The sequence below is a fragment of the Altericroceibacterium spongiae genome (assembly GCF_003610805.1).
Lineage (GTDB): Bacteria > Pseudomonadota > Alphaproteobacteria > Sphingomonadales > Sphingomonadaceae > Altericroceibacterium > Altericroceibacterium spongiae.
The window spans coordinates 449,990-472,247 of record NZ_RAPF01000002.1 but is presented as its reverse complement, the minus strand read 5'-3'; the positions used below and the strand labels follow the sequence as shown (position 1 = coordinate 472,247).

Sequence of the window (22,258 nt, the reverse complement as noted above, 5' to 3'; positions counted from 1 at the left end):
GCGGGGCCATAAGCGGCGCGGCCGGGCGTTTAACAGACAACACACAGACAGGAGAGGATGCCGGCAATGACAAACCAAACGAAAACCGGGGGCGAACTGCAAACCGGAGGCGGACGCGGCTATCTGCGCATCGCCACCGAAGAAGCTTTCGCCACACGCGAGCAGATCGAGGCGATCATGCAGCTCGTGAAAGACGGCAAGGCCGATAAGGGAACCGAAAGCCTGTGGGGCTTCTATGCGGTCAGCCCGTCCGAACGCGCGCAATGGATCATGGAGAGCCTGTACGATCTCGATACCAAGCGGCTGGCCGATATGGACCGGACGGGAATCGACAAAGCGGTTCTCTCGCTCACTTCGCCCGGTGTGCAGCCGCTTTTCGATGTCGAGCAGGCCAAAGGCATGGTGCGGCGCGCCAATGACTATCTGAAGGAACGCTGCGAAGCCCATCCCGATCGCTTTTACGGAACGGTGGCCGTGGTTCCGCAGGACCCGGAATGGTCAGCCGAAGAAATCCGCCGCGGCAAGGAGGAACTGGGCTTCCATGCGGTGATGGTGAACAGCCATACGCAGGGGCATTATCTGGATGAGGCGCAGTTCGATCCGATCGTGAAGGCCTGCGTCGAAAACGACCTGCCGCTTTATATCCACCCGCAAGGGCCGCCCGACAAGCTGATCGGCGATATGGTCGAGACCGGACTGGACGGCGCGGTATTCGGCTTCGGTGTAGAAACGAGCTATCATCTGCTGCGCCTGCTGACGGTCGGCATTTTCGACAAATATCCGAGCCTGCAGATCATGGCCGGTCACGGCTGCGAAGCACTGCCCTACTGGCTCTATCGCACCAATTACATGCATCAGGCCGGTGTGCGCTCCAACCGCTATGAACGAATGAAGCCGCTGAAGCATGACCTGTTTCACTATATGCGCAACAACATGCTCGGTACCACCAGCGGCCTGCCTTTCGAACCGGCGATCAAGCTGATGATCGAGGTCATGGGTGAGGACCGGGTGATGTATGCGATGGATTATCCTTATGAATATGTCGCCGATGAAGTGCGCATCATGGATAATCTCGACATCCCTGACAGCCAGAAGAAGAAGCTGATGCAGACCAATGCCGAGCGCTGGTTCAAACTGTAAGCGCCGCGCGCTCTTGCACACAGCCGGAGCGCGCCCCATGAGGGAGGAAATGAGGAGAGACTTATGACGACTTATGGCGTTACCGGTGCCACCGGCCATCTCGGCCATTTCGTGCTCGATTCCCTGCTGGAGAAAGTGGCGGCGAGCGATATCGTCGCCTTTGCCCGCGATCCGGCCAAACTGGCCGATTACGCTGCCAAAGGGGTGGATGTGCGCGCTGCCGATTACGACAAGCCCGAGACTCTGAAACCGGCTTTTACCGGTGTGGATCGTCTCTTGCTGATTTCGGGCAATGCGCTGGGCGAACGCCCGCGCCAGCATCGGGCGGTGATCGAGGCGGCCCGGGATGCCGGGGTCGGCTATATGGCCTATACCTCGATTCTCGATGCCCCGAACACACCGATTAAACTGGGCGAAGAACACCGCGCGACCGAAGAACTGCTGAGCGAGAGCGGGCTGACATACGATCTGCTACGCAATGGCTGGTATAATGAAAATTATGTCGGCACGCTGGCGCCACAGGTCGAAGCCGGTGAAATTGCCGGTGCGGCCGGCAAGGGCCGGATCTCTTCGGCTTCGCGCGCCGATTATGCCGCGGGTGCGGCCGCCGTGCTGGTCGAAGGCAAAGGCGGCGATATCTACGAACTGGCCGGTGACGAAGCCTGGACGATGGACGATTTCGCCGCCGAAGTCTCCCGCCAGTCGGGCAAGGACGTGAAATATGTCGATATGAGCGAGGAGGACTTCACCCAGTCGCTCATTCAGGCAGGCCTGCCCGATTTTGTGGCCCGCGTGGTCGCCAATTCGAATTACAGCACCAGCAAGGATGCGCTGTTCAATGACAGTCATACGCTGAGCAAACTGATCGGCCGCCCGACCACGCCGATCAGCAAAACCATTGCCGAAGCGCTCGGGACATAAAGCCGGCGCCCGTCTTTCATTCCACACCCTGCCGCCATCGCACAGAATATAAGGCGGCGGGGCCATACGGCCCGCTCTGTCAGGTATGGGCCGAATATTGCAGAGGATGCCCATGGCGACACATGACAATGCGGGTCAGAGTATGCCCGCTTCGACCAAGGTCAGCAAAGCGGGCTGGTATGCCCTGACGCTGGTTTCGCTTACCCAGGCGATGAGCCTGCTCGACCGGCAGATCCTGTCGATTCTGGCGACCAATATTCGCGAAGATCTGCATATCGGCGATGCTGAACTGGGCCTGCTTTACGGCACGGTCTTCGCGTTGTTCTACGCGTTGTTTTCATTGCCGCTCGGGCGGCTCGCCGATGGCTGGCTGCGCGGCAAATTGCTCGCCATCTGTATCACCATCTGGTCTTTTTCGGCCGGACTTGCGGCTTTTGCCAGCGGATTTACGCTCCTCGCTCTTTCACGCCTCGGTGTGGGGATTGGCGAAGCGGCGGCGCAGCCCGCCGGATACAGCCTGATTTTCGATGAATTTCCCAAGGCGAAACGCGGGATCGCCACCGCTGCCATGGCGATTGCCGTGGCGCTGGGCCTTGGCCTGTCCATGATGCTGGGCGGCGTAGCTGCGGACTGGTGGGATACGACCTATGCCAATGGCAATGCCCCGCTCGGCTTTGCCGGCTGGCAATTCGCCTTTATCGTCGCTTCCCTGCCCGGCTTTCTGCTCGCGATCATGCTCTACCGGATGAAAGAACCGCGTCGCGGCGCCATCGAAGGGATCGAAACTGCCAAAGATGCCCATCCTTTCAAATCGAGCGCGGCGCTTCTGGGTTCGGTTACACCGGGGCTCAACTGGATTTCGCTCTGGAAACGCAATGCCGGGCGCAAACAATGGATCACCAATCTGGCCGGTCTGGCAGTCATCATCCTGTTCACCTTGGGCATGATAAGCTGGGCGCAGGGTTTCTCGCCGCGTCCCGCACTCGATATTGGCGGCTTCCCGCTCAATCCGCATGTGCTGCAATGGGTGGTGGTCGGTTTCGGCCTGTTCGTGGTGCTCAACCTGTTCCAGTCCTTCAAATTGTCCGATCCGCCAACCGCGGCCGTTATCCTGTCTCCCTCGCTGATGCTGCTGGTGGGCGCGGGCAGCCTGCAATATGCGATCAATTACGGCGTCATGGGTTTTACGCCCAGCTTCCTGATGCGTTCTTACGGCCTGTCCGCCGGGGAAACCGGCCTGCAATTCGGCCTGCTTTCGGCAGTATTGGGCATTATGGGGCCGGTGATTGCCGGGCCGCTGACCGATATCGTCAATAAGCGGCTGGCCGGCCCCGGCCGGGTGGGCCTTGCCCTCTTTTCGCTCGGTGTCTCGCCGCTGATCGCCATCTGGGTCTATCACGCGCCGACAGCGGGCAGCTTCTATCTGCGCTTCACGCTGTACAGCCTTATTCTCACCATGTGGATGCCGCCGCTTTATTCGATGATGTACGATTTGGTACTGCCGCGTATGCGCGGGATCACATCTTCGATCTATATTATGGTCTCCACCCTTTTCGGCCTCGGCATCGGCCCTTATGCGGTGGGCATGATAAGCGATGCCAATGGCGGCGATCTGGCTTCGGCAATCCTGTCGGTGAACCTTGTGGCCCCGCTCATCGTTGTCATGCTTGTAATTGTCATGATCCGCGTGAACCGCGATGAAGCGAGCATTCTCGACCGGGCACGCGCTGCCGGAGAACCTGTCTGATGCCAAACTCCCGCCCCACTGTTCGTGAAGTGTCCTTCGAAATCTTTCAGCATTTCGGTGTGGACCGCCTTTTCGGCAATCCCGGTTCGACCGAATTGCCAATGCTCAAAGCGATGCCCGAAGGTTTCGACTATGTGCTGGGCCTCAATGAAGCGGTGGTGGTGGGTATGGCCGATGGCTATGCCCGCTCCAGCGGGAAACCGGCACTGGTCAATCTCCATTCTTCCGCCGGGACGGGCCATGCGCTGGGCAATCTGTTCACCGCTTTCCGCAATCATGCGCCGATCGTGGTGACGGCAGGGCAGCAGGCGCGTTCGATCCTGCCTTACGATCCCTTCCTGTTTGCCGAAAGGCCGACGGAATTTCCCCAGCCTTATGTCAAATGGGCCTGCGAACCCGCGCGGCCCGAAGATGTGCCGCAAGCGCTTCTGCGTGCCTTCCATATTGCGCTGACCCCGCCCATGGGGCCGGTTTTCGTCTCGATTCCGGTCGATGACTGGGACCGCGAATGCGACCGGCCCGGCCTGCCCGAACTGCATATGGAGACACTCGCCGCGCCGCATAATATCGATCTGCTGGCCCGGCGCTTCAACCGCGCTTCGCATCCGGCGCTGGTGCTGGGCACGGGCAGCGCGGACAGCCATTCATGGGACAGCGCGATAGCCCTTGCCGAACGCAGCGGCGCCTCGGTCTGGGTGGCCCCTTTCGCCGCGCGCGATGTGTTCCCCGAAGATCATCCGCAATTCGCCGGTTTCCTGCCGGCCATGCGCGAAGATATCGTCCGCCTGCTGGACGGGCATGACATGATCCTCGTGGCCGGGGCGCCGGTCTTCACCTATCATGTCGAAGGCGAAGGGCCGCACTGGCCGCCCCATGCCACGCTCGCCGCGCTCAGCGATACGGAAAGCCATCTCGCTGCCCTGCCCGGCGATGCTCTGGGCGTGCTCGGCAGTGTCGCACCGGCGCTCGCGGCACTGGCCGAAAAAGTGCAGCCGCGCGCTTTTGCGGGCAGCGCACATGCGCTTGCCGCGCCCGAAGCGCGGATGACCGACAGCTATGTCCTCTCGCGCATCGCCGCTTTGCGGCCGGCCAATGCGGTGGTGGTGGAAGAAGCCCCGACCGCGCGCGGGCCGATGCATGACAATCTGCCGATCCTGCGCGAAGGCGGCTTTTTTACCTGCGCCAGCGGCGGGCTCGGCTATGGCCTGCCTGCAGCGATAGGGGCCGCCCTGGGGCAGAACGATAAAGTGCTCGCCGTGCTGGGCGATGGCGGGGCGATGTACACGATCCAGGGTCTGTATTCGGCCCGGCTGCATCAGACCGATATCAGCTTCCTGATTCTCAACAATTCGGCCTATGCCGCCTTGCAGGGTTTCGCGAGCCATTTCGGCATGAATTCGGTGCCCGGCACCGATCTCACCGGGATCGATTTCGTGCAGCTCGCTCAGGCGCAGGGCGTGGCGGCACGCAAGGTGGAGGAAACGGGCGATCTCGATGCGGCACTCGAATGGAGCTTTGCGCAGGACGGCCCGTCCCTCCTCGATTTGCGGATTACGTAACCCGCCAGACCCACAGCCGGATGCCGAATTCATAACGCGCACCCGAGCACACGAAGATCGATTTGTTCAGCCAGTCATAGGGGCCTTCGGGGGCGATGAATTCGGGCACGGTGCGGAAATAATAGTCCGCCGGATCCACTTCCTCGCCCGCCGCCAGCCGCGCCATGACATCGGGCGGGCCGTGGCGCAGGCCGCGATTGCGGATCTGGATCAGCGTGCCGTCATCGGTCTCGATCGCATAGAGCGCGTCGGCCACGGTCACCCCGTCATGGCGGGTCAGTTGCCAGTCCGCCGAATTACCCATCAGCCGGCCACTGATTTTCGGACCTTTGACATAACCGCCATCGTCGATCGGAATGATCCGGCGTGTGCCGTCCATCGTTTTGCCGATCTGGCGCGGCGCACCCAGTCCGCCGCCGGCTTCATAGACAAACTCAAGTTCAGGCTTGATCATCTGGCATTTCTCCCGAAGAGTGTTAGAGAACAAGACAACGAATAACCCCGGCGTGTCAGGCAGGTGAATCGTGCAGTTGCGCCGAAAAAACGATGAGAGGAGTTTTGGATGGCTGCGGACCTTTATGCGGACTATGTCATTGTCGGAGCCGGTAGTGCCGGCTGCGTACTGGCCAATCGTCTGACTGAAAACGGCAAATATAAAGTGGTTCTGCTCGAAGCGGGGGGAGATGATCGTCCGCTCAAGGAACCCAGCCAGTTCATGTCGAATATGATGATCCACACGCCGATCGGTTTTGGCAAGACGCTGAACGATCCGAAGGTCAACTGGCTCTACGAAACCGAAGCGGACGAAGGCTCGGGCAATCGCACGCATAAATGGCCCAAGGGCAAGGTGCTGGGCGGCTCCAGCTCGATCAACGGCATGCTCTATATTCGTGGCCAGTCCGCCGATTATGACGGCTGGTCGCAAATGGGCGCGCGCGGCTGGAGCTATGACGATGTGCTCCCCTATTTCCGCAAGGCGCAGAATCAGGAGCGCGGCGAAAGCGATGTGCATGGCGTGGGCGGACCGCTCAATGTCGCCGATTTCCCGCATCAGCATCCGGTCAGCGGGGCGCTGATCGAAGCCTGTGTGGAAGCGGGCATCCCCTATCGCGACGATATCAATACCGGCGATCAGGAAGGCGTAAGCTGGTTCCAGCTGACCTGGAAGAAGGGCCGCCGCCATTCGGCCGCAGTCGCCTATCTCCACCCCGCAATGCAGCGCCCCAATCTGCAGGTCGAAACCCGCGCCATGACCACGCGGATTCTGTTCGAAGGCAAGAAAGCGGTCGGCGTCGAATTCAGCCAGCGCGGTGAAACGCGCAAGGTGATGGTCGGGCGCGAGGTCATTCTCGCCGCCGGTTCGGTGGAAAGCCCCAAGCTGCTCGAAATTTCGGGCGTCGGGCAAGGCGCTCTGTTGCAGCAGCTCGGCATACCCGTGGTGCATGAATCGCCCATGGTTGGCGAGAATATGCAGGACCATTTCATGATCGGCTGTCAGGCGCGCCTGCGCGAAGACTGGCACTCGGTCAATTACCTGTCCACCGGGCTCAATCTCGCCAAGGAAGTCGCCAAATACGGGATCGTCCGCAAGGGTCTGCTCTCTTATGCCGTGGCCCATGGCACCGCCTTCGCCAAGACCCGCCCCGAACTCGAAACGCCGGACGTCCAGATCCACGTGATGGCCGCGAGTATGGATATCGAAGCGCTCAATGCCACACAGGCACTGCAGCTCGAAAAGGAACCGGGCCTGGCGTCCAATCCCTGCCAGCTCCGCCCCGAATCGCGCGGCTCGATCCATGCGAAATCACCCGACGGCACCCTTCATCCCAGGATCGTGCCGAATTATCTGTCGGACCCTCTGGATAAGGAATCGGCTGTGGCGCAGCTCAAGCTGATCCGTAAGATCTGGCAGCAGCCTTCGCTGCAACCCTATCTCAAGGCACCCGGCGATCCCTTCGGCGATACGGACGATCAGATGCTGGAATATGCCAAGATCGCGGGCGGCACGCTCTATCACCCGGTCGGCACCGTCGCCATGGGCCCAGATGAGCGCGCGCCGCTTTCCCCCGATCTCAAATTGCGCGGGGTCGAGGGTCTGCGCGTGATCGACGCTTCGGTGATGCCGAAAATCATTTCGGGCAACACCAATGCCCCGACCATCATGATCGGTGAAAAAGGCGCCGACATGATTTTGCAGGATGCCCGCGAAACCGCCATGGCCTGATCGCCCGGTCTGAACACTATACAAAAAGAGCCGCTCCGGGATGCCGGAGCGGCTCTTTTTGTTTGGACCTTATGTTTTGAACTGGCCCGCCCGGATCAGACGAGGGCGTCTTCCTTCAGCCCGATCTCTTCGGAGCGCACGAAATTGCCATGCAGGCCGAAGCGCAGACGGATCGGCACATTGATGGTCGCCACCGGCCCCTTCTCGATATCGAGCGCATCGAAAATCAGCAGGTCGGAGCGATGCTCTTCCAGCCGGTTGCAGATCATCACGATCCAGCCATCGCCTTCGGGCGCATCGGCATTGCGCGGAATGAAGCAGGGTTCCTGCAAGGAGCTGACGGGGCCGCACCACCAGTGCTGCTCATCCCCGGTTTCGAGATCCTTGAGGAACAGACAGTTCATCAGCAAGCCGCCGGCACTGCCGCCTTTCAGTTCGACCGGGCGTTGCATATCCATTTCCAGGCCCCAGCCATAGCGATTCTTCTTGCCGGTAAAACGGTCATCGATCCGCGGAAATTCGGATGCGGTTTCGGTCAGTGTGGTGATCGAATCGAAATCCTCCCCGTTGGAAGCCATATCCACCGTCCAGCGGGTTAGCCTGCTCATCGCTTCAAGCCCGTTAAAGGGTTCGCCATGCACATCGGGAAAGAAGGGGAACATATTGTTCTTCGCTTCGGGCGTAACGAAATGAACCTTGGTTCCTTCCTGCCAGGCATTGAGCACATGGCTGGCAAAGCAATTATCGCGTTTGAACCAGCGAATATCCTCCTGCTTCACATCGTCGCGACGCGGAATGATGCCAAGATAGACCGGCATGGTGGTGTCGAAACCGAAATGCGGCAGACCTTTTTCCAGCCGCTCCCAGCTACCGATCGACGGCACGATATGCAGCACCAGATAATCCGGCGTGATCGCAAAATCGTGCATCATGCAATAATAAGGCACCTTGAACCATACTTCGCGGATCAGCTCGCCCTGCGGGTTGACCTCGTAATAGGTCACATCATCGGTGCACAGCCCGCTCGCAGCATAGCCGATGGCTACCATATTGCCGGTGTCGGGGTCGATCTTGGGATGAGCGGTAAAAGTTTCGCCCGTCATCTTGCCACCGAATTTCTCGAAACCCTCGGTCTCCATGGTGACCGGGTCCATAATCAGCGCCGGGCTGTCTTCCTTCATCGCCCATAATTTGCCTGCATAGATCCAGGCATTGGTATTGGCGGTGGAACGATACATACCCTTAGTGGAAGGATCGTCGGTCAGCGGATTGCGATAGGCGCCGAACAGGCCCTTGCCCGCCTTGCGCTCGGCCTTCCACTTATCCGTATGGGCCCAGCGCTGCTTGAAATCGCATTGCCCGTCATGAATATGAAACCGGGTGACCATCCCGTCACCATTGAAGGCAATATCGTCCCCCAGACGCGGCGGAAATTGCGGATCGGGCTGGACGCGATAGAACGCCCCGTCGATTTCGCGCGGAATTTCGCCCTCATGCGCAAGATCGCGAATATCCGCCTCGATACGCGATGGCGTGTTAAAACCGGTGAAATTCGGTGTGTCTGGAAAATGGCTCATTTTTTATCCTCTCCTTGCGCCAGATTGTATGCTTCACTAACAAATTGGCAAGTTTAAAGAAAAGGGGCGAGGTTCATTGGTGCAGGATAGTGAGGTCTTGAAGGAAACCGGCACGATCAGCGGGCTGAACGATATTCTCGGTTTCCATATTCGGCTCGCCCATGGTGCGGTTAACCGGCATTTTACCGAAACTTTTGCCGATCTCGACCTGACTCAGAAGCAGGTTTCCGTCCTGTGGCTGACGGACGACAATCCCGGCATTTCGCAAATCGATATGGGGCGCGAATTGCAAATGGACCGGGCTACCACCATGACCATCGTCAACCGGATGCAGGAACGCGGCTATTTACGGCGTGAGCGCAGCACCACAGACGGACGCAAGCAGGCGCTGTTTCTCACCGATGATGGCAAAGCGGCGCTGGATGCCGCCAAATTATGTATCGCTCAGCATGAATCATGGCTTAAACGCCGTTTGAAATCGGGCGAAGTCGAAAAACTAGTGGAAATGCTCAGCCGAATCCACGAATGAAGGCGCCAGAGAAAGAGGATGACTCATGGCTACAAGTGACGCTGCGCTTCAGGATCCGCGCAGCATAATCGACGACAATCCGATGAATGTCAGGCAATGGATTGTCGTTATCCTGATGATTATGCTCAATGCACTGGACGGGTTCGACGTCTTGTCGAGCGCCTTTGCCGCCCCCGGCATCTCTGCCGAATGGGGTATTCCGCGCAGTGAGCTGGGTGTCGTTCTGTCTGCCGAACTGGTCGGTATGGGAGTCGGCTCCGTATTGCTGGGCGGCATGGCCGACCGGTTCGGCCGCAAGCTGAGCATGCTCGGCTGCCTTCTGGTGATGGCAGTGGGCATGTATTTCGCCCATTCGGCCGGCGGTGTGGCCACGCTCACCGTCTGGCGCCTGCTCACCGGCATCGGTATCGGCGGTATGTTGGCGGCGACCAATGCCGTGGTGGCCGAGACCACCAGCAAATCCAGCCGTTCCATTGCCATGGCCTTATATGTGATCGGCTATCCGCTGGGCGGTGTAATCGGCGGCTTTGCTGCACAGATGTGGCTGCTCGAAGTGTATGACTGGCGCGCCGTATTCCTGTTCGGTGCGGTCGTTACTGCGGTCATGATTCCGCTGGTCGCGCTTTTGATGCCGGAAACCCCGGCCTATTATGCAGCCCGGCGTCCGGCCAATGCAGTCGAAAAGATCAATCATGCCCTGCGCATTTTCGGCAAGCAGCTGATTGCGCAATTGCCTGAGATTTCTCCGACGGCCGCTAAACCCAAAGTATCGGATATTCTGACCAATCCGCGCCTGCGCCCGGTCACTCTGATGCTGGCTTTCGGCTATATGTTCCACACGATCACCTTCTATTTCATTCTCAAATGGGCGGTGAAGATCGTGGCCGATTCGGGCTTTTCGCAACCCGATGCCGCCAGCACGCTGACTTATGCCAATATTGGCGGGGCAATCGGCGGTCTGCTGTTCGGCTTCCTGATGAAACGCTGGCATATTCGGGCACCGACCGTTGCCATGCTGGCTCTGGGCGCTGTCGCCGTGACCGCTTTCGGTTTCGGGCAGGATAGTTTGTGGGGCTGGCGGATGACTGCTTTCTTCGCCATGTTCACAACCAATGCGGCGATTGTCGGTTTCTATTCGGCTTTCGCACTCGGCTTCCCCGCCTATGCCCGGGCCACCGGCACCGGTTTCGTGCTGGGTATCGGACGGCTTGGCGCAGCCAGTTCGCCAATCATTGCGGGCCTGCTGTTCGATGCACTGGGCAACGATCAGTTGCTGCCCGTCTCGGCGATCATGGCGATGGGTTCGGTCGCTGCGCTTATTCTGTTCCTGCTGCTGCCCTTGCGCGATGCTGATGCCGATGTGGGAGATAAACCGACCGATCCCAACGTACCCGTCTGAGCCAGCGCGAGGACCTCGTCTGGACCGGAACCGCCCTCCCGGCGCCGCATCGGAACCAATTCCGGGGTGGCGCCGGAGAGCAAGAAAGTCCATGAGACTGAGCAATAGTGGAACGATACAAGAAGAGAGACGCACCCCATGAAAACCCGCGCAGCCGTAGCTTTTGAAGCGAAGAAGCCGCTGGAAATCGTCGAACTGGATCTCGAAGGTCCGAAACAGGGCGAAGTGCTGGTCGAAATCATGGCGACCGGCATCTGCCATACTGACGCCTACACGCTGGACGGGCTCGATTCGGAAGGCCTGTTTCCGTCCGTTCTCGGCCATGAAGGCGCCGGCATCATCCGTGAAATCGGCCCCGGTGTGACCTCGGTAAAGCCGGACGATCACGTGATCCCGCTTTACACGCCCGAATGCCGCCAGTGCAAAATGTGCCTCTCGGGCAAGACCAATCTGTGTTCGGCGATTCGCGAAACGCAGGGCAAAGGCCTGATGCCCGACGGCACCAGCCGCTTTTCCTATAAGGGCGAGACCATTTACCACTATATGGGCTGCTCGACCTTCTCCAATTTCACCGTGCTGCCCGAAATCGCGGTCGCTAAGATTCGCGAAGACGCTCCGTTCAAAACGAGCTGCTATGTCGGCTGCGGCGTAACCACCGGGGTGGGCGCAGTGGTGAACACCGCCAAGGTCAAACCCGGCGATAATGTGGTCGTCTTCGGCCTCGGCGGGATCGGTCTCAATGTGATTCAGGGCGCCAAAATGGCCGGTGCCGACCGGATCGTGGGCGTCGACCTCAATCCCGACAAGGAAGAATGGGGCCGCAAATTCGGCATGACCGATTTCGTGAACCCCAGGGATGTCGGCAATGTTGTCGAATATCTGGTCAATATGCTCGACGGCGGGGCGGATTATTCCTTCGACTGCACCGGCAACACCACCGTGATGCGGCAGGCACTGGAATGCTGCCACAAGGGCTGGGGCACCTCGATCGTGATCGGCGTGGCCGAAGCCGGGGCAGAAATCTCGACCCGTCCGTTCCAGCTCGTCACCGGTCGCAACTGGCGCGGCAGTGCCTTTGGCGGCGCCAAGGGCCGGACCGATGTCCCCAAGATCGTCGACTGGTATATGAACGACAAAATCCAGATCGATCCGATGATTACCCATGTGCTGAGCCTCGATGAGATCAATAAGGGTTTCGATCTCATGCATGAAGGCAAGAGCATCCGGTCGGTCGTCGTTTATTGACCGGTCTGACAATATCCGCCCGGTTGCCCTCTGCACCGGGCGGATCTGTCCGTTGAGAGACGTGCCTCTGGGAGAGAAGCCACTATGTTCAGACATATTGTAATCGGTGCGGATGATATCGAAGAAGCACGCCGCTTCTACGATGCAATTCTGGCGCCGCTGGGCATTGCCGAAGCGGTGACCGACAGCAAGGGGCGGCTCTTCTACAGCCAGAGCGGCACGAATTTCGTGATTGGCCGGCCGATCGACGGTCAGGCTTCCACCTATGCCAATGGCGGCACGCTTGGCTTTCGTGCACCTTCTGCCGACGCTGTCGATAGCTGGCACCGGATCGGGCTCGAACAGGGCGGCACAGCCTGCGAAGACCCGCCTGGCCTGCGCATTTCGCCTTCGACCGGCAAGGAACTCTATCTCGCTTATCTGCGCGACCCGACGGGCCACAAGATTTGCGCCGTCTACGATGCGTCGGAGTACTGAGCGCGCATCCTTATCCCTGTTTCCCATCCGACACTGGAGAGGCCTCTTGTTCAACCATCTGTATATCGGTGCCAACGATATGGCAGCCGCCCGCAAATTCTACGACGCGATCATGGGCGTTCTCGGTCAGGATGCCCCGATCGACCTGCCTAATGGCGGTATCGTCTATGCCAGCGAAGGCGGCACATTCATCGTAGCGCCCCCGGCAAACGGGGAACCGGCCCCGGCCTATAATGGTTTCACTCTGGGCCTGAAGGCTGCGGATTACGATACGGTCGAGGCGTTCCACAAGGCCGGCCTCGACAATGGCGGAACGGATGCCGGCGCACCGGGCTTCCGCGCCAGTTCACCGGGGAATATGTATGGCGCCTATCTTTACGATCCGACCGGGCACAAGATCTGCGCCTATGCGCCCAATACCGGCCCCAGAGACTGATCCCGCCACACAATGATAACGGGAGCGAGAGAAGCATGACCATGGAAACGCTCAGCGAAAATAAGAGCTATAACGGCACGCAGGGTGTCTATAAGCACACATCCTCGGAAACGGGCACCGAAATGACCTTCGCGGTCTATGTGCCCGATCATCCGGAAGGCTTTACCATGCCGGTCCTGTGGTATCTCTCGGGCCTTACCTGCACCCATGCCAATGTGATGGAAAAGGGCGAATATCGCCGCTATTGCGCCAAGCACGGGATTATCTTCGTCGCGCCCGACACGTCCCCCCGCGGCGATAACGTGCCCGATGACGAGGCATTCGATTTCGGCAAGGGCGCGGGCTTCTATGTCGATGCGACACAGGAACCCTGGGCGAAAAACTATCGCATGCGTTCTTATGTCGAGAAAGAACTGCCCGAACTGATCGCAGCAAACTTTCCCGCCGATATGGAGCGGCAGGGCATTACCGGCCATTCCATGGGTGGCCATGGCGCGCTCACCATCGCTTTGCGCAATCCGGAACGGTTCCGTTCGGTCAGCGCTTTCGCCCCGATCGTCAGCCCGCTCAACTGCCCATGGGGCGATAAGGGCCTGCCCGGCTATCTGGGTGACGATAAAGCTCTGTGGCGCGAATATGATGCGGTGGCACTGATCGAAGACGGGGCGCGTCTGCCCGAACTGCTGGTCGACCAGGGCACCGCGGACAATTTCCTTGAAGAACAGCTCAGGACACCGTTACTGGCACAGGCCTGCGACAAGGCCGGTATCGATGCCACGATCCGGATGCAGGATGGCTATGACCATTCCTATTACTTTATCTCGACCTTCATGGGCGATCATATTGCATGGGCTGCTGAAAGGCTGAAAAAGTGAACAAGACCCAGCGCCTCGGTGAAATAATTGCTGAGCATCAGACCCGGGAAGGGCCGTTAATGCCCATTCTGCACGATGTGCAGGCTGAATTTGGCTGCGTCGATGCGGACAGTGAAATCTATATCGCCGAAGCGCTCAATCTCAGCCGCGCCGATGTGCACGGGGTGGTGAGTTTCTATCACGATTTTCATCAGACGGCCGACCCGCGCCCCGAAGTGCAGATTTGCCGCGCCGAATCCTGCAAGGCCCGTGGCGTCGAAGCCCTGATGGAAGATGCCCAGGCGGCGGCCGGTGAGCGTGTCCGTCTTTCCACCGTCTATTGCCTCGGTCTGTGCTCGGTCGGCCCCAATGCCCGCATTGGTGACGATCTCCACGCTCGCCTCGATGCCGACCGCCTGAAAAAACTGATCGAAACCGCATGACACTCATTCGTATCTCAGATGACGCCCTTGCCCGTGCCTGCGGGGCCGATGCTCTGGCCGCAGCCTTTGAAAAGAAAGGGTGTGAAGTCCACCGCGTATCGAGCTGGGGCATGCAATGGCTCGAACCGCTGGTCGAGATCGACGGTAAGGGCTTTGGTCCGGCTACACCGGCGGATGTCGATGCCATTCTGGACGGATCGAGCGATCTGGCCATCGGTATGATCGAGGATCACCCATTTATCGCCAGCCAGCAGCGGCTGACTTTCGCCCGCGCCGGTAAGACCCGCCCGACCAGCCTCGAAGATTACGAAGCGACCGGCGGATGGAGCGGGTTGAAACGCGCCCGCAATATCGGCCCCGAACGGATTATCGAAGAAGTGCTCCATTCCGGGCTTCGCGGCAGAGGCGGGGCCGGTTTTCCCGCCGGGATCAAATGGCGCACCGTGGCAGGCGCAGCCGGGCCGCAAAAATATATCGTCGCCAATGCCGATGAAGGTGACAGTGCCACTTTCGCCGACCGTATGGTGATGGAAGGCGATCCTTACGCGCTGATCGAAGGCATGGCGATTGCCGGTGAAGCGGTGGGCGCCGATCAGGGCTATGTCTATCTGCGCAGCGAATATCCCGATGCCATTGCCAAGATGAACCGGGCACTGGCGCTTTGCGCCGATATTATCGCGCCGTTCAAATGCGAAGTGCGCGTGGGTGCCGGGGCTTATGTCTGCGGTGAAGAAACCTCGCTTCTCAACAGTCTGGAAGGCAAGCGCGGCGAAGTGCGCGCCAAGCCACCGCTCCCTGCTCTGGAAGGGTTGTTCGGCAAACCGACGGTCGTAAACAATATTCTCACCCTCGCTGCCGTACCGCATATTCTGGGCGAAGGCGGAGCGAATGATTATGAATCGCTCGGCATGGGACGTTCCAAAGGCACAATGCCGATCCAGCTTGCCGGCAATATCAAGCATGGCGGTCTTTATGAAACCGCTTTCGGGATTACGCTGGGCGAGCTGGTGAACGATATTGGCGGCGGCACGCAATCGGGCCGTCCGGTCAAGGCAGTGCAGGTTGGCGGCCCGTTGGGTGCCTATCTCCATCCTGACCAGTTCGACATCAAATTCGACTATGAAGAATATACCGCCAGCGAAGCGCTGATCGGCCATGGCGGTATCACTGTATTCGACGATACGGCAGATATGGGCGGCATGGCCCGTTTCGCGATGGAATTCTGTGCGGCGGAAAGCTGCGGCAAATGTACACCCTGCCGGATAGGATCGGTGCGCGGCGTGGAAATTATCGACCGGATGCGCGCCGGGCGTCAGCGGGATACGCTCGAACAGCAGCCGCAAATGCACAACACGCCCAAACAGGATCGCTCTGCGGAAGATGAGATCACTCTGCTCGCCGATCTGTGCGATGTAATGAAATCCTCTTCGCTTTGTGCTCTGGGCGGCTTCACGCCCTATCCGGTGCTGAGTGCGATGCGCCACTGGCCCGAAGATTTCAGCGATAATCCCCAGGCTGTCGAAACCGCTCTGGAACGGGTCGGCCAGTGATTCGGGCTCGCACATGATTCTGGGCGTCGTCCTCGCAGGCGGGAAAAGCTCGCGTTTCGGGAGCGACAAAGCGCTCGCCGAACTCGGCGGGCACACGCTGCTCGCCCGCGCGGTCGATGCCTTGTCCGGCTGGTGCGAAATGGTGGTGATTGCCGGGCGCGAAGAAGGGCCGGCCCGCTGCATTCCCGACTGGCCGCATCCGGGCATGGGGCCGCTGGGCGGCATCGCTGCCGGTCTGCGTTACGCACAGGATATGGATTATACCTCCATTCTGACATGCGGTGTCGATTCGGTAGATCTCCCTCCCGATCTGCTTTCTCTGCTTTCCCCTGCCCCGGCTTTTCTCGCAGCGCAGCCAGTGGTCGGGCACTGGCCCGCCAGGGCGGCAGCGGCGGTGGAACAGATCCTCGAAGGGCCGGGAAAACATTCGATGAAGGCGCTTGCCGAAGCAATGCAGGCGACCCCCGTGAAAACCACGCATAAAACTGCTAATATCAACACGCAGGCGGATCTGACCGCGGCGGAGAAACATTATGGGATATGAGAAGCAAACGGATTTCGGCACCCCTGCGATCCAGTCGGACAAGCAGGTTACGCTGACCATTGACGGGCGCGAGGTGACCGTTCCCGAAGGCACCACCGTAATGCGAGCCGCATCTGAAGCCGGTGGCTCGATCCCGAAATTATGTGCAACCGATAATCTCAAGCAATTCGGTTCCTGCCGGCTGTGTCTGGTGGAAATCGAAGGTGCGCGCGGTACACCGGCAAGCTGTACGACACCTGCTGCCGAAGGCATGGTGGTGAAAACCCAGACTCCGCGGCTCGACAAATTGCGCAAGGGCGTGATGGAGCTGTATATCTCCGATCATCCGCTCGATTGTCTGACCTGCTCGGCCAATAATGATTGCGAATTGCAGGATCAGGCCGCCGCCGTGGGCCTGCGCGATGTCCGCTATGGTTATGAAGGCGCCAATCACCTTGCCGAGCCGACCGACCATTCCAATCCCTATTTCGATTTCGATCCGAGCAAATGTATCGTCTGCTCGCGCTGCGTGCGCGCCTGTGACGAAGTTCAGGGCACTTTCGCCCTTACCGTTGACGGACGCGGGTTTGCTTCCGAAATCAGCGCCGGACAATCGGGTGACAATTTCCTGTCCAGCGAATGCGTAAGCTGCGGCGCCTGTGTGCAGGCCTGCCCCACAGCGACCTTGCAGGAAAAAAGCGTCAAGGAAATCGGCAAGCCCGAACGCTCGGTGGACACGACCTGCGCCTATTGCGGCGTCGGCTGTACCTTCCGCGCCGAAATGCGCGGCGAACAGCTTGTCCGGATGGTGCCTTATAAGGACGGCAAAGCCAATCGCGGCCATTCCTGCGTGAAAGGCCGGTTCGCCTGGGGTTACGCCAACCATCAGGACCGGATAACAACCCCCATGATCCGCGACAGCATCGATCAGCCCTGGCGCGAAGTGAGCTGGGAAGATGCATTGGGTTTCGCGGCCGACAAGATCAATGCCATCAAGGCGAAACACGGGGCGAAGGCGCTCGGCGGCGTCACATCGAGCCGCTGCACCAATGAAGAAACCTTCCTCGTTCAGAAACTGATCCGCAGCGGTTTCGGCTCCAACAATGTCGATACCTGCGCGCGTGTCTGCCATTCGCCGACCGGCTATGGCCTCAAGACCACTTTCGGCACTTCTGCCGGGACGCAGGATTTCGATTCGGTGATGGATTCGGATGTGATCCTCGTGATCGGGGCCAACCCGACCGACGGCCATCCCGTCTTCGGCAGCCGGATGAAACAGCGCCTGCGGCAGGGAGCGAAGCTGATCGTGATCGATCCTCGGCGGATCGATCTGGTCAAATCGCCCCATATCAACGCCGAACATCACCTGCCTTTGCAACCGGGCACCAATGTCGCTCTGCTCACCGCCATGGCGCATGTGATCGTGACCGAAGGTCTCGCAAATGAAGACTTTATCCGCGAACGCTGCGACTGGGATGAATATCAGGACTGGGCGCGTTTCGTTTCGCAGGACAAGCACAGCCCCGAAACGCTGGAGGGCGTCACCCGCGTTCCGGCGCAGAGCGTGCGCGAAGCCGCGCGGCTTTATGCCACAGGCGGCAATGGCGCGATTTATTATGGCCTCGGCGTGACCGAACACAGCCAGGGCTCTTCCACAGTGATGGCCATTGCCAACCTTTCGATGGTAACCGGCAATGTCGGCCGCAAAGGCGTGGGCGTAAATCCGCTGCGCGGGCAAAATAATGTGCAGGGCAGTTGCGACATGGGCAGCTTCCCGCATGAACTGCCCGGCTATCGCCATATTTCCGATGCCGAAACCCGCTCGCTATTCGAACAGGACTGGGGCGTCAGCCTCGATCCCGAACCCGGCTATCGGATCAACAATATGCTCGATGCCGCAGTCGATGGCGATTTTCGCGCGATCTATATTCAGGGTGAGGATATTCTCCAGTCCGACCCGAACACGAAACATGTCGCTGCCGGGCTCGAAGCGATGGAATGCGTCATCGTGCATGACCTGTTCCTCAACGAAACCGCCAATTATGCGCATGTCTTCCTGCCCGGCTCCACCTTTCTCGAAAAGGACGGGACTTTCACCAATGCCGAAAGGCGCATTCAGCCGGTGCGTAAGGTGATGGAACCGGCCAATGGCATGGCCGACTGGGAAGTGACGCAGGCGCTCGCCAACGCCATCGGCCTTGGCTGGAACTATACGCACCCGAAGGAAATCCTTGCCGAAATCGCCCGCCTGACGCCGAGCTTTGCCGGTGTCTCGTGGGAGCGGCTCGACAAGGAAGATTCGCTGCAATGGCCGGTAAATGAGCAATATCCCGAGGGTGCGCCGGTCATGCATGTCGATGGCTTCGTGCGCGGCAAGGGCAAATTCGTCGTCACCGATTATGTCCCGACCGATGAGAAGACCGGGCCGCGTTTCCCGCTATTGCTCACCACCGGGCGTATTCTCAGCCAGTATAATGTCGGCGCGCAGACACGGCGCACGGCCAATACGGTCTGGCATCCCGAAGATCTCCTCGAAGTGCATCCCTCCGATGCCGAGAATCGCGGCCTGAAGGATGGCGACTGGGCAAAGCTGACCAGCCGGACGGGGGAAACCACTCTGCGCGTCAAGGTCACCGATCGCGTGGCGCCGGGCGTGGTCTATACGACTTTCCATCACCCCGCCACACAGGCCAATGTGGTGACGACCGACTATTCCGACTGGGCCACCAACTGCCCGGAATATAAGGTGACAGCGGTCCAGGTCATGCCTTCCAACGGCCCGTCGGACTGGCAGGAGGAATATATCGACCTGTCGGAAAAAGCGCGCCGGATCGAAGGCGAAATGGAGCCGGCAGAATGAGCGGGAGCACGATCGAAACCCTGCGCCGGATGGCCAATCAGATTGCCCGCAATTTCGAGGTGATGGGCCATATCGATGCGGTCGAGGCGACGGCGGATCATATCAATATGTTCTGGGATCCGCGGATGAAATCGCAGATCTTCGCCGATGCCGGAACCGATCTTTCGCCCATTGCCAAAGCGGCGATCGAGGAACTGCAAAAGGGCGAATGTCCGCCGCATCAGACCCGGGCGACCGAATTCAATTCAGCGCATGAAATCGGGCAGTCCGACGCTGGCTGAAGCGCGCGAAATCCGGGCCGACGGTTCGGAACAACCGGTCACACGTGAATGGGTGCCGGAAGTTCCGATCGCGTTGGAATTCAATGGCTTATCCTATGCGGTGATGATGGGCACCCCTGCCGATCTGGAGGATTTCGTCCGTGGTTTCGCGCTGAATGAAGGGCTGGCGCGGCAGGTTGAAGATATTTCCGGTATCGCCATTGCCGAAGTGGAAAATGGCTGGATTCTGCGGGCTACGCTGGCCGGGCTGGGAATCGAGAAGCTGACCGAACGGGTCCGTACACGGGTTGCGGAATCGAGCTGCGGCCTGTGCGGAATCGAGAATCTCGAAAGGGTGGCTCAAAAGCTCCCAACAGGGCCAGAACACGCTTTAGCAGAGCCAGAAGCGATCTTCCGCGCCCTCTCAAGGTTGCGAGAGCATCAGCCGCTCGCCCGCGCCACCGGTGCGGCTCATGCCGCCGCCTTTGTGGCGATGGATGGAACCATCCGCCATGCGCGCGAAGATGTCGGGCGGCATAATGCGATGGACAAGCTGATCGGCGCGCTGGCTCTGGCCGGAGAAGACCCCGCGCAGGGCTTCATCCTGTCGAGCGCGCGCTGCTCCTATGAGATCGTCGAGAAAGCCGCGCGCGCCGGTGCCGCACAACTGGTGACAATTTCGCTCCCTACCAGCATGGCAGTGGAACGTGCCCGCGCCGCCGGGCTGAGCCTGTGGTCACTTGCGCGTGACGACAGCGTTCTGCTGGTCAATGACGGGTCCGGCCCACGCAGCGATTAACGCCGGACAGCGCACTTACCGACTGAGCTGATAGACCGCATATTCGGCCCGCCAGTTGGCCGCGAAATGGCCGATTTCCCGCTCCCGGTGGAAGAACCAGCGATTAACCGTGGAAACCCCTTTCTCCCGCAGCAGATCTTCGAAATCGGCCACGGTGAGATGATGGATATTCTGCGTTTCATACCAGGTCACCGGCAGACGGTTGGTGACCGGCATCCGCCCGGTAAAGAGCAGATCGGCCCGCACCTGCCAATGCGCAAAATTGGGGAAAGAGACGAAGGCTTCGCGCCCCACACGCAACAATTCATCGAGCATCAGATCAGGCCGCTCGGCCGTTTGCAGCGTCTGGCTCAATATCGCATAATCGAAAGCATCATCGGGATATTCGGCCAGATCGTGATCGGCATCGCCCTGTATTGCCGAGAGCCCCCGGCTGACGCAATGTTCCACACTTTCCGGATCGATCTCTATCCCGCGCGCATCGGCCTGTTTTTCCTGGCTGAGCACCGCCATCAGGTCACCGTCACCGCAGCCGATATCGAGCACCCGGCTGCCCGGCTTCACATGCTCGGCAATTACCCGGAGGTCTGAACGTAAAGCCATCAGCCGAGAAATCCTTCCACCACCCGATCCAGCGCCGGCACGTCGAGCAGGAAACTGTCATGACCGTAAGGCGCGGAAAGCTCCACAAAGCTGACCGGCGCAGCCACCGCATTCAGCGCATGAACGACATTGCGCGCATCGCTGGTCGTATAGAGCCAGTCCGTATCGAAACTGATAAGGCAAAAGCGCGATTGCGCTTTGGCGAAAGCATTAGCCAGCCGCCCGCCATGTTCTTCCGCCAGATCGAAATAATCCATCGCACGGGTAATATAGAGATAGGAATTGGCATCGAAGCGGCTGGTAAAGCTCAATCCCTGATAGCGCAGATAGCTTTCCACCTGAAAATCGGCATCGAAACCAAAACCAACCGCCTGCCGGTCCTGCAAACGACGGCCGAATTTATGCGTCAGCCCGGCTTCGGAGAGATAGGTGATATGCGCGGCCATACGCGCCACGGCGAGGCCCGAATCGGGTTCCTTTCCGGTGCCGTAATAGGCCCCGTCCTGCCAGTTCGGATCGGCCATGATGGCCTGTCGGCCGACCTCGTGAAAAGCGATATTCTGCGCCGAATGGCGCGCCGTGGTGGCAATTGCCAGCACCCGCGCGGTCCGGTCGGGGAAATTGGCCGCCAGTGAGAGCGCCTGCATTCCGCCCATCGATCCGCCGACCACGGCATGCAGCCGGCCTATCCCGAATTCATCGAGCAGCGCCAGTTCCGCGCGCACCATGTCGCGAATCGTGATGACCGGAAAGCGCATCCCGTAAGGCTCACCATCGGGAGCCAGACTGGCCGGGCCGGTGGAGCCCATGCAACTGCCGATGACATTGGTACAAATCACGAAAAAGCGATCCGTATCGATCGGCTTGCCGGGGCCGACCATCCGGTCCCACCAGCCGGGTTTGCCGGTGATCGGATGCGGATTGGCGACATGCTGATCCCCGGTCAGGGCATGACACAGCAATATCGCATTGTCTTTTTCAGGCGCCAGCGTGCCATAGGTCTGATAGGCGATCTGGACATTTTCCAGCACCTGCCCGCTATCGAGCGGCAGTGCATTGGAAAGCGTCAGGCTGGGGCTGGTATCAAGCGCGGTTGCCATAGGTCCGGCGGC

The 22,258-nt window shown here is 59.6% G+C and carries 21 protein-coding genes; 17 read left to right on the top strand and 4 right to left on the bottom strand.

The window, feature by feature from the left end:
* Positions 1–66: 66 nt before the first annotated feature.
* The 4 genes from D6851_RS05725 to mdlC all read left to right on the top strand — a co-directional run bounded on the left by D6851_RS05725 (position 67) and on the right by mdlC (position 5,367).
* Positions 67–1,140 carry an amidohydrolase family protein gene (locus tag D6851_RS05725; RefSeq protein WP_120323986.1) on the top strand — a complete coding sequence of 358 codons (1,074 nt, stop codon included), beginning with the start codon at positions 67–69 and terminating at the stop codon, positions 1,138–1,140.
* Between the two features lie 63 nt (positions 1,141–1,203).
* Positions 1,204–2,061: an SDR family oxidoreductase gene (locus D6851_RS05720; RefSeq protein WP_120323897.1), complete on the top strand. Its 858-nt coding sequence runs from the start codon at positions 1,204–1,206 to the stop codon at positions 2,059–2,061.
* A gap of 112 nt (positions 2,062–2,173) precedes the next feature.
* Entirely contained in the window at positions 2,174–3,808 is a 1,635-nt protein-coding gene (locus D6851_RS05715) for an MFS transporter (RefSeq protein WP_238473955.1), read from the top strand.
* On the top strand, positions 3,808–5,367 hold the full coding sequence (gene mdlC / locus D6851_RS05710) for a benzoylformate decarboxylase (protein WP_120323896.1): 1,560 nt from the start codon (positions 3,808–3,810) through the stop codon (positions 5,365–5,367). The genes D6851_RS05715 and mdlC overlap by 1 nt, the downstream gene beginning before the upstream one ends.
* Here the strand turns inward: mdlC and D6851_RS05705 are convergent.
* Positions 5,360–5,821, bottom strand: a complete 462-nt coding sequence (locus D6851_RS05705) for a DUF3237 domain-containing protein (protein ID WP_120323895.1) — start codon at positions 5,819–5,821, stop codon at positions 5,360–5,362. The two genes, mdlC and D6851_RS05705, sit on opposite strands and share 8 nt — an antisense overlap.
* A gap of 108 nt (positions 5,822–5,929) precedes the next feature.
* Between D6851_RS05705 and D6851_RS05700 the strand changes: the two genes are divergently transcribed.
* The gene (locus D6851_RS05700; RefSeq protein WP_120323894.1) at positions 5,930–7,591 is read left to right on the top strand and encodes a GMC family oxidoreductase; all 1,662 of its coding nucleotides are present in this window, start codon (positions 5,930–5,932) and stop codon (positions 7,589–7,591) included.
* A 95-nt stretch (positions 7,592–7,686) separates the two neighbouring features.
* On the opposite strand, the gene D6851_RS05695 is transcribed toward D6851_RS05700, so the two are convergent.
* A complete protein-coding gene (locus D6851_RS05695; RefSeq protein WP_120323893.1) occupies positions 7,687–9,168 on the bottom strand; it encodes a lignostilbene-alpha,beta-dioxygenase in 1,482 nt (493 codons plus the stop codon).
* A gap of 79 nt (positions 9,169–9,247) precedes the next feature.
* On the opposite strand from D6851_RS05695, the gene D6851_RS05690 reads away from it, so the two are divergent.
* The 12 genes from D6851_RS05690 to fdhD all read left to right on the top strand — a co-directional run bounded on the left by D6851_RS05690 (position 9,248) and on the right by fdhD (position 20,543).
* Positions 9,248–9,697: a Saro_0803 family transcriptional regulator gene (locus D6851_RS05690; RefSeq protein WP_238473954.1), complete on the top strand. Its 450-nt coding sequence runs from the start codon at positions 9,248–9,250 to the stop codon at positions 9,695–9,697.
* A 25-nt stretch (positions 9,698–9,722) separates the two neighbouring features.
* On the top strand, positions 9,723–11,096 hold the full coding sequence (locus D6851_RS05685; protein ID WP_183029998.1) for an MFS transporter: 1,374 nt from the start codon (positions 9,723–9,725) through the stop codon (positions 11,094–11,096).
* A gap of 138 nt (positions 11,097–11,234) precedes the next feature.
* Positions 11,235–12,341, top strand: a complete 1,107-nt coding sequence (locus D6851_RS05680) for an S-(hydroxymethyl)glutathione dehydrogenase/class III alcohol dehydrogenase (RefSeq protein ID WP_120323891.1) — start codon at positions 11,235–11,237, stop codon at positions 12,339–12,341.
* Between the two features lie 84 nt (positions 12,342–12,425).
* Complete coding sequence (locus tag D6851_RS05675; protein WP_120323890.1) at positions 12,426–12,818, top strand: VOC family protein; 393 nt, start codon at positions 12,426–12,428, stop codon at positions 12,816–12,818.
* Between the two features lie 46 nt (positions 12,819–12,864).
* A complete protein-coding gene (locus D6851_RS05670; protein WP_120323889.1) occupies positions 12,865–13,254 on the top strand; it encodes a VOC family protein in 390 nt (129 codons plus the stop codon).
* Between the two features lie 35 nt (positions 13,255–13,289).
* On the top strand, positions 13,290–14,129 hold the full coding sequence (fghA, locus tag D6851_RS05665; protein WP_120323888.1) for an S-formylglutathione hydrolase: 840 nt from the start codon (positions 13,290–13,292) through the stop codon (positions 14,127–14,129).
* On the top strand, positions 14,126–14,551 hold the full coding sequence (locus tag D6851_RS05660) for an NAD(P)H-dependent oxidoreductase subunit E (RefSeq protein WP_120323887.1): 426 nt from the start codon (positions 14,126–14,128) through the stop codon (positions 14,549–14,551). Before fghA ends, D6851_RS05660 begins: the two co-directional genes overlap by 4 nt.
* Positions 14,548–16,101 carry an NADH-ubiquinone oxidoreductase-F iron-sulfur binding region domain-containing protein gene (locus D6851_RS05655; protein ID WP_120323886.1) on the top strand — a complete coding sequence of 518 codons (1,554 nt, stop codon included), beginning with the start codon at positions 14,548–14,550 and terminating at the stop codon, positions 16,099–16,101. Before D6851_RS05660 ends, D6851_RS05655 begins: the two co-directional genes overlap by 4 nt.
* A 13-nt stretch (positions 16,102–16,114) precedes the next feature.
* The gene (gene mobA / locus D6851_RS05650; RefSeq protein WP_120323885.1) at positions 16,115–16,645 is read left to right on the top strand and encodes a molybdenum cofactor guanylyltransferase; all 531 of its coding nucleotides are present in this window, start codon (positions 16,115–16,117) and stop codon (positions 16,643–16,645) included.
* Entirely contained in the window at positions 16,635–19,484 is a 2,850-nt protein-coding gene (gene fdhF, locus D6851_RS05645) for a formate dehydrogenase subunit alpha (protein WP_120323884.1), read from the top strand. The genes mobA and fdhF overlap by 11 nt, the downstream gene beginning before the upstream one ends.
* On the top strand, positions 19,481–19,765 hold the full coding sequence (locus D6851_RS05640; protein WP_183029997.1) for a formate dehydrogenase subunit delta: 285 nt from the start codon (positions 19,481–19,483) through the stop codon (positions 19,763–19,765). The genes fdhF and D6851_RS05640 overlap by 4 nt, the downstream gene beginning before the upstream one ends.
* Positions 19,737–20,543, top strand: a complete 807-nt coding sequence (gene fdhD, locus D6851_RS05635; protein WP_120323883.1) for a formate dehydrogenase accessory sulfurtransferase FdhD — start codon at positions 19,737–19,739, stop codon at positions 20,541–20,543. The genes D6851_RS05640 and fdhD overlap by 29 nt, the downstream gene beginning before the upstream one ends.
* Positions 20,544–20,558: 15 nt before the next feature.
* Here fdhD and metW read toward each other — a convergent pair whose 3' ends face one another.
* A complete protein-coding gene (metW, locus tag D6851_RS05630; protein ID WP_120323882.1) occupies positions 20,559–21,146 on the bottom strand; it encodes a methionine biosynthesis protein MetW in 588 nt (195 codons plus the stop codon).
* Positions 21,146–22,246, bottom strand: a complete 1,101-nt coding sequence (gene metX, locus D6851_RS05625) for a homoserine O-acetyltransferase MetX (RefSeq protein WP_120323881.1) — start codon at positions 22,244–22,246, stop codon at positions 21,146–21,148. The genes metW and metX overlap by 1 nt, the downstream gene beginning before the upstream one ends.
* Positions 22,247–22,258 lie beyond the last annotated feature (12 nt).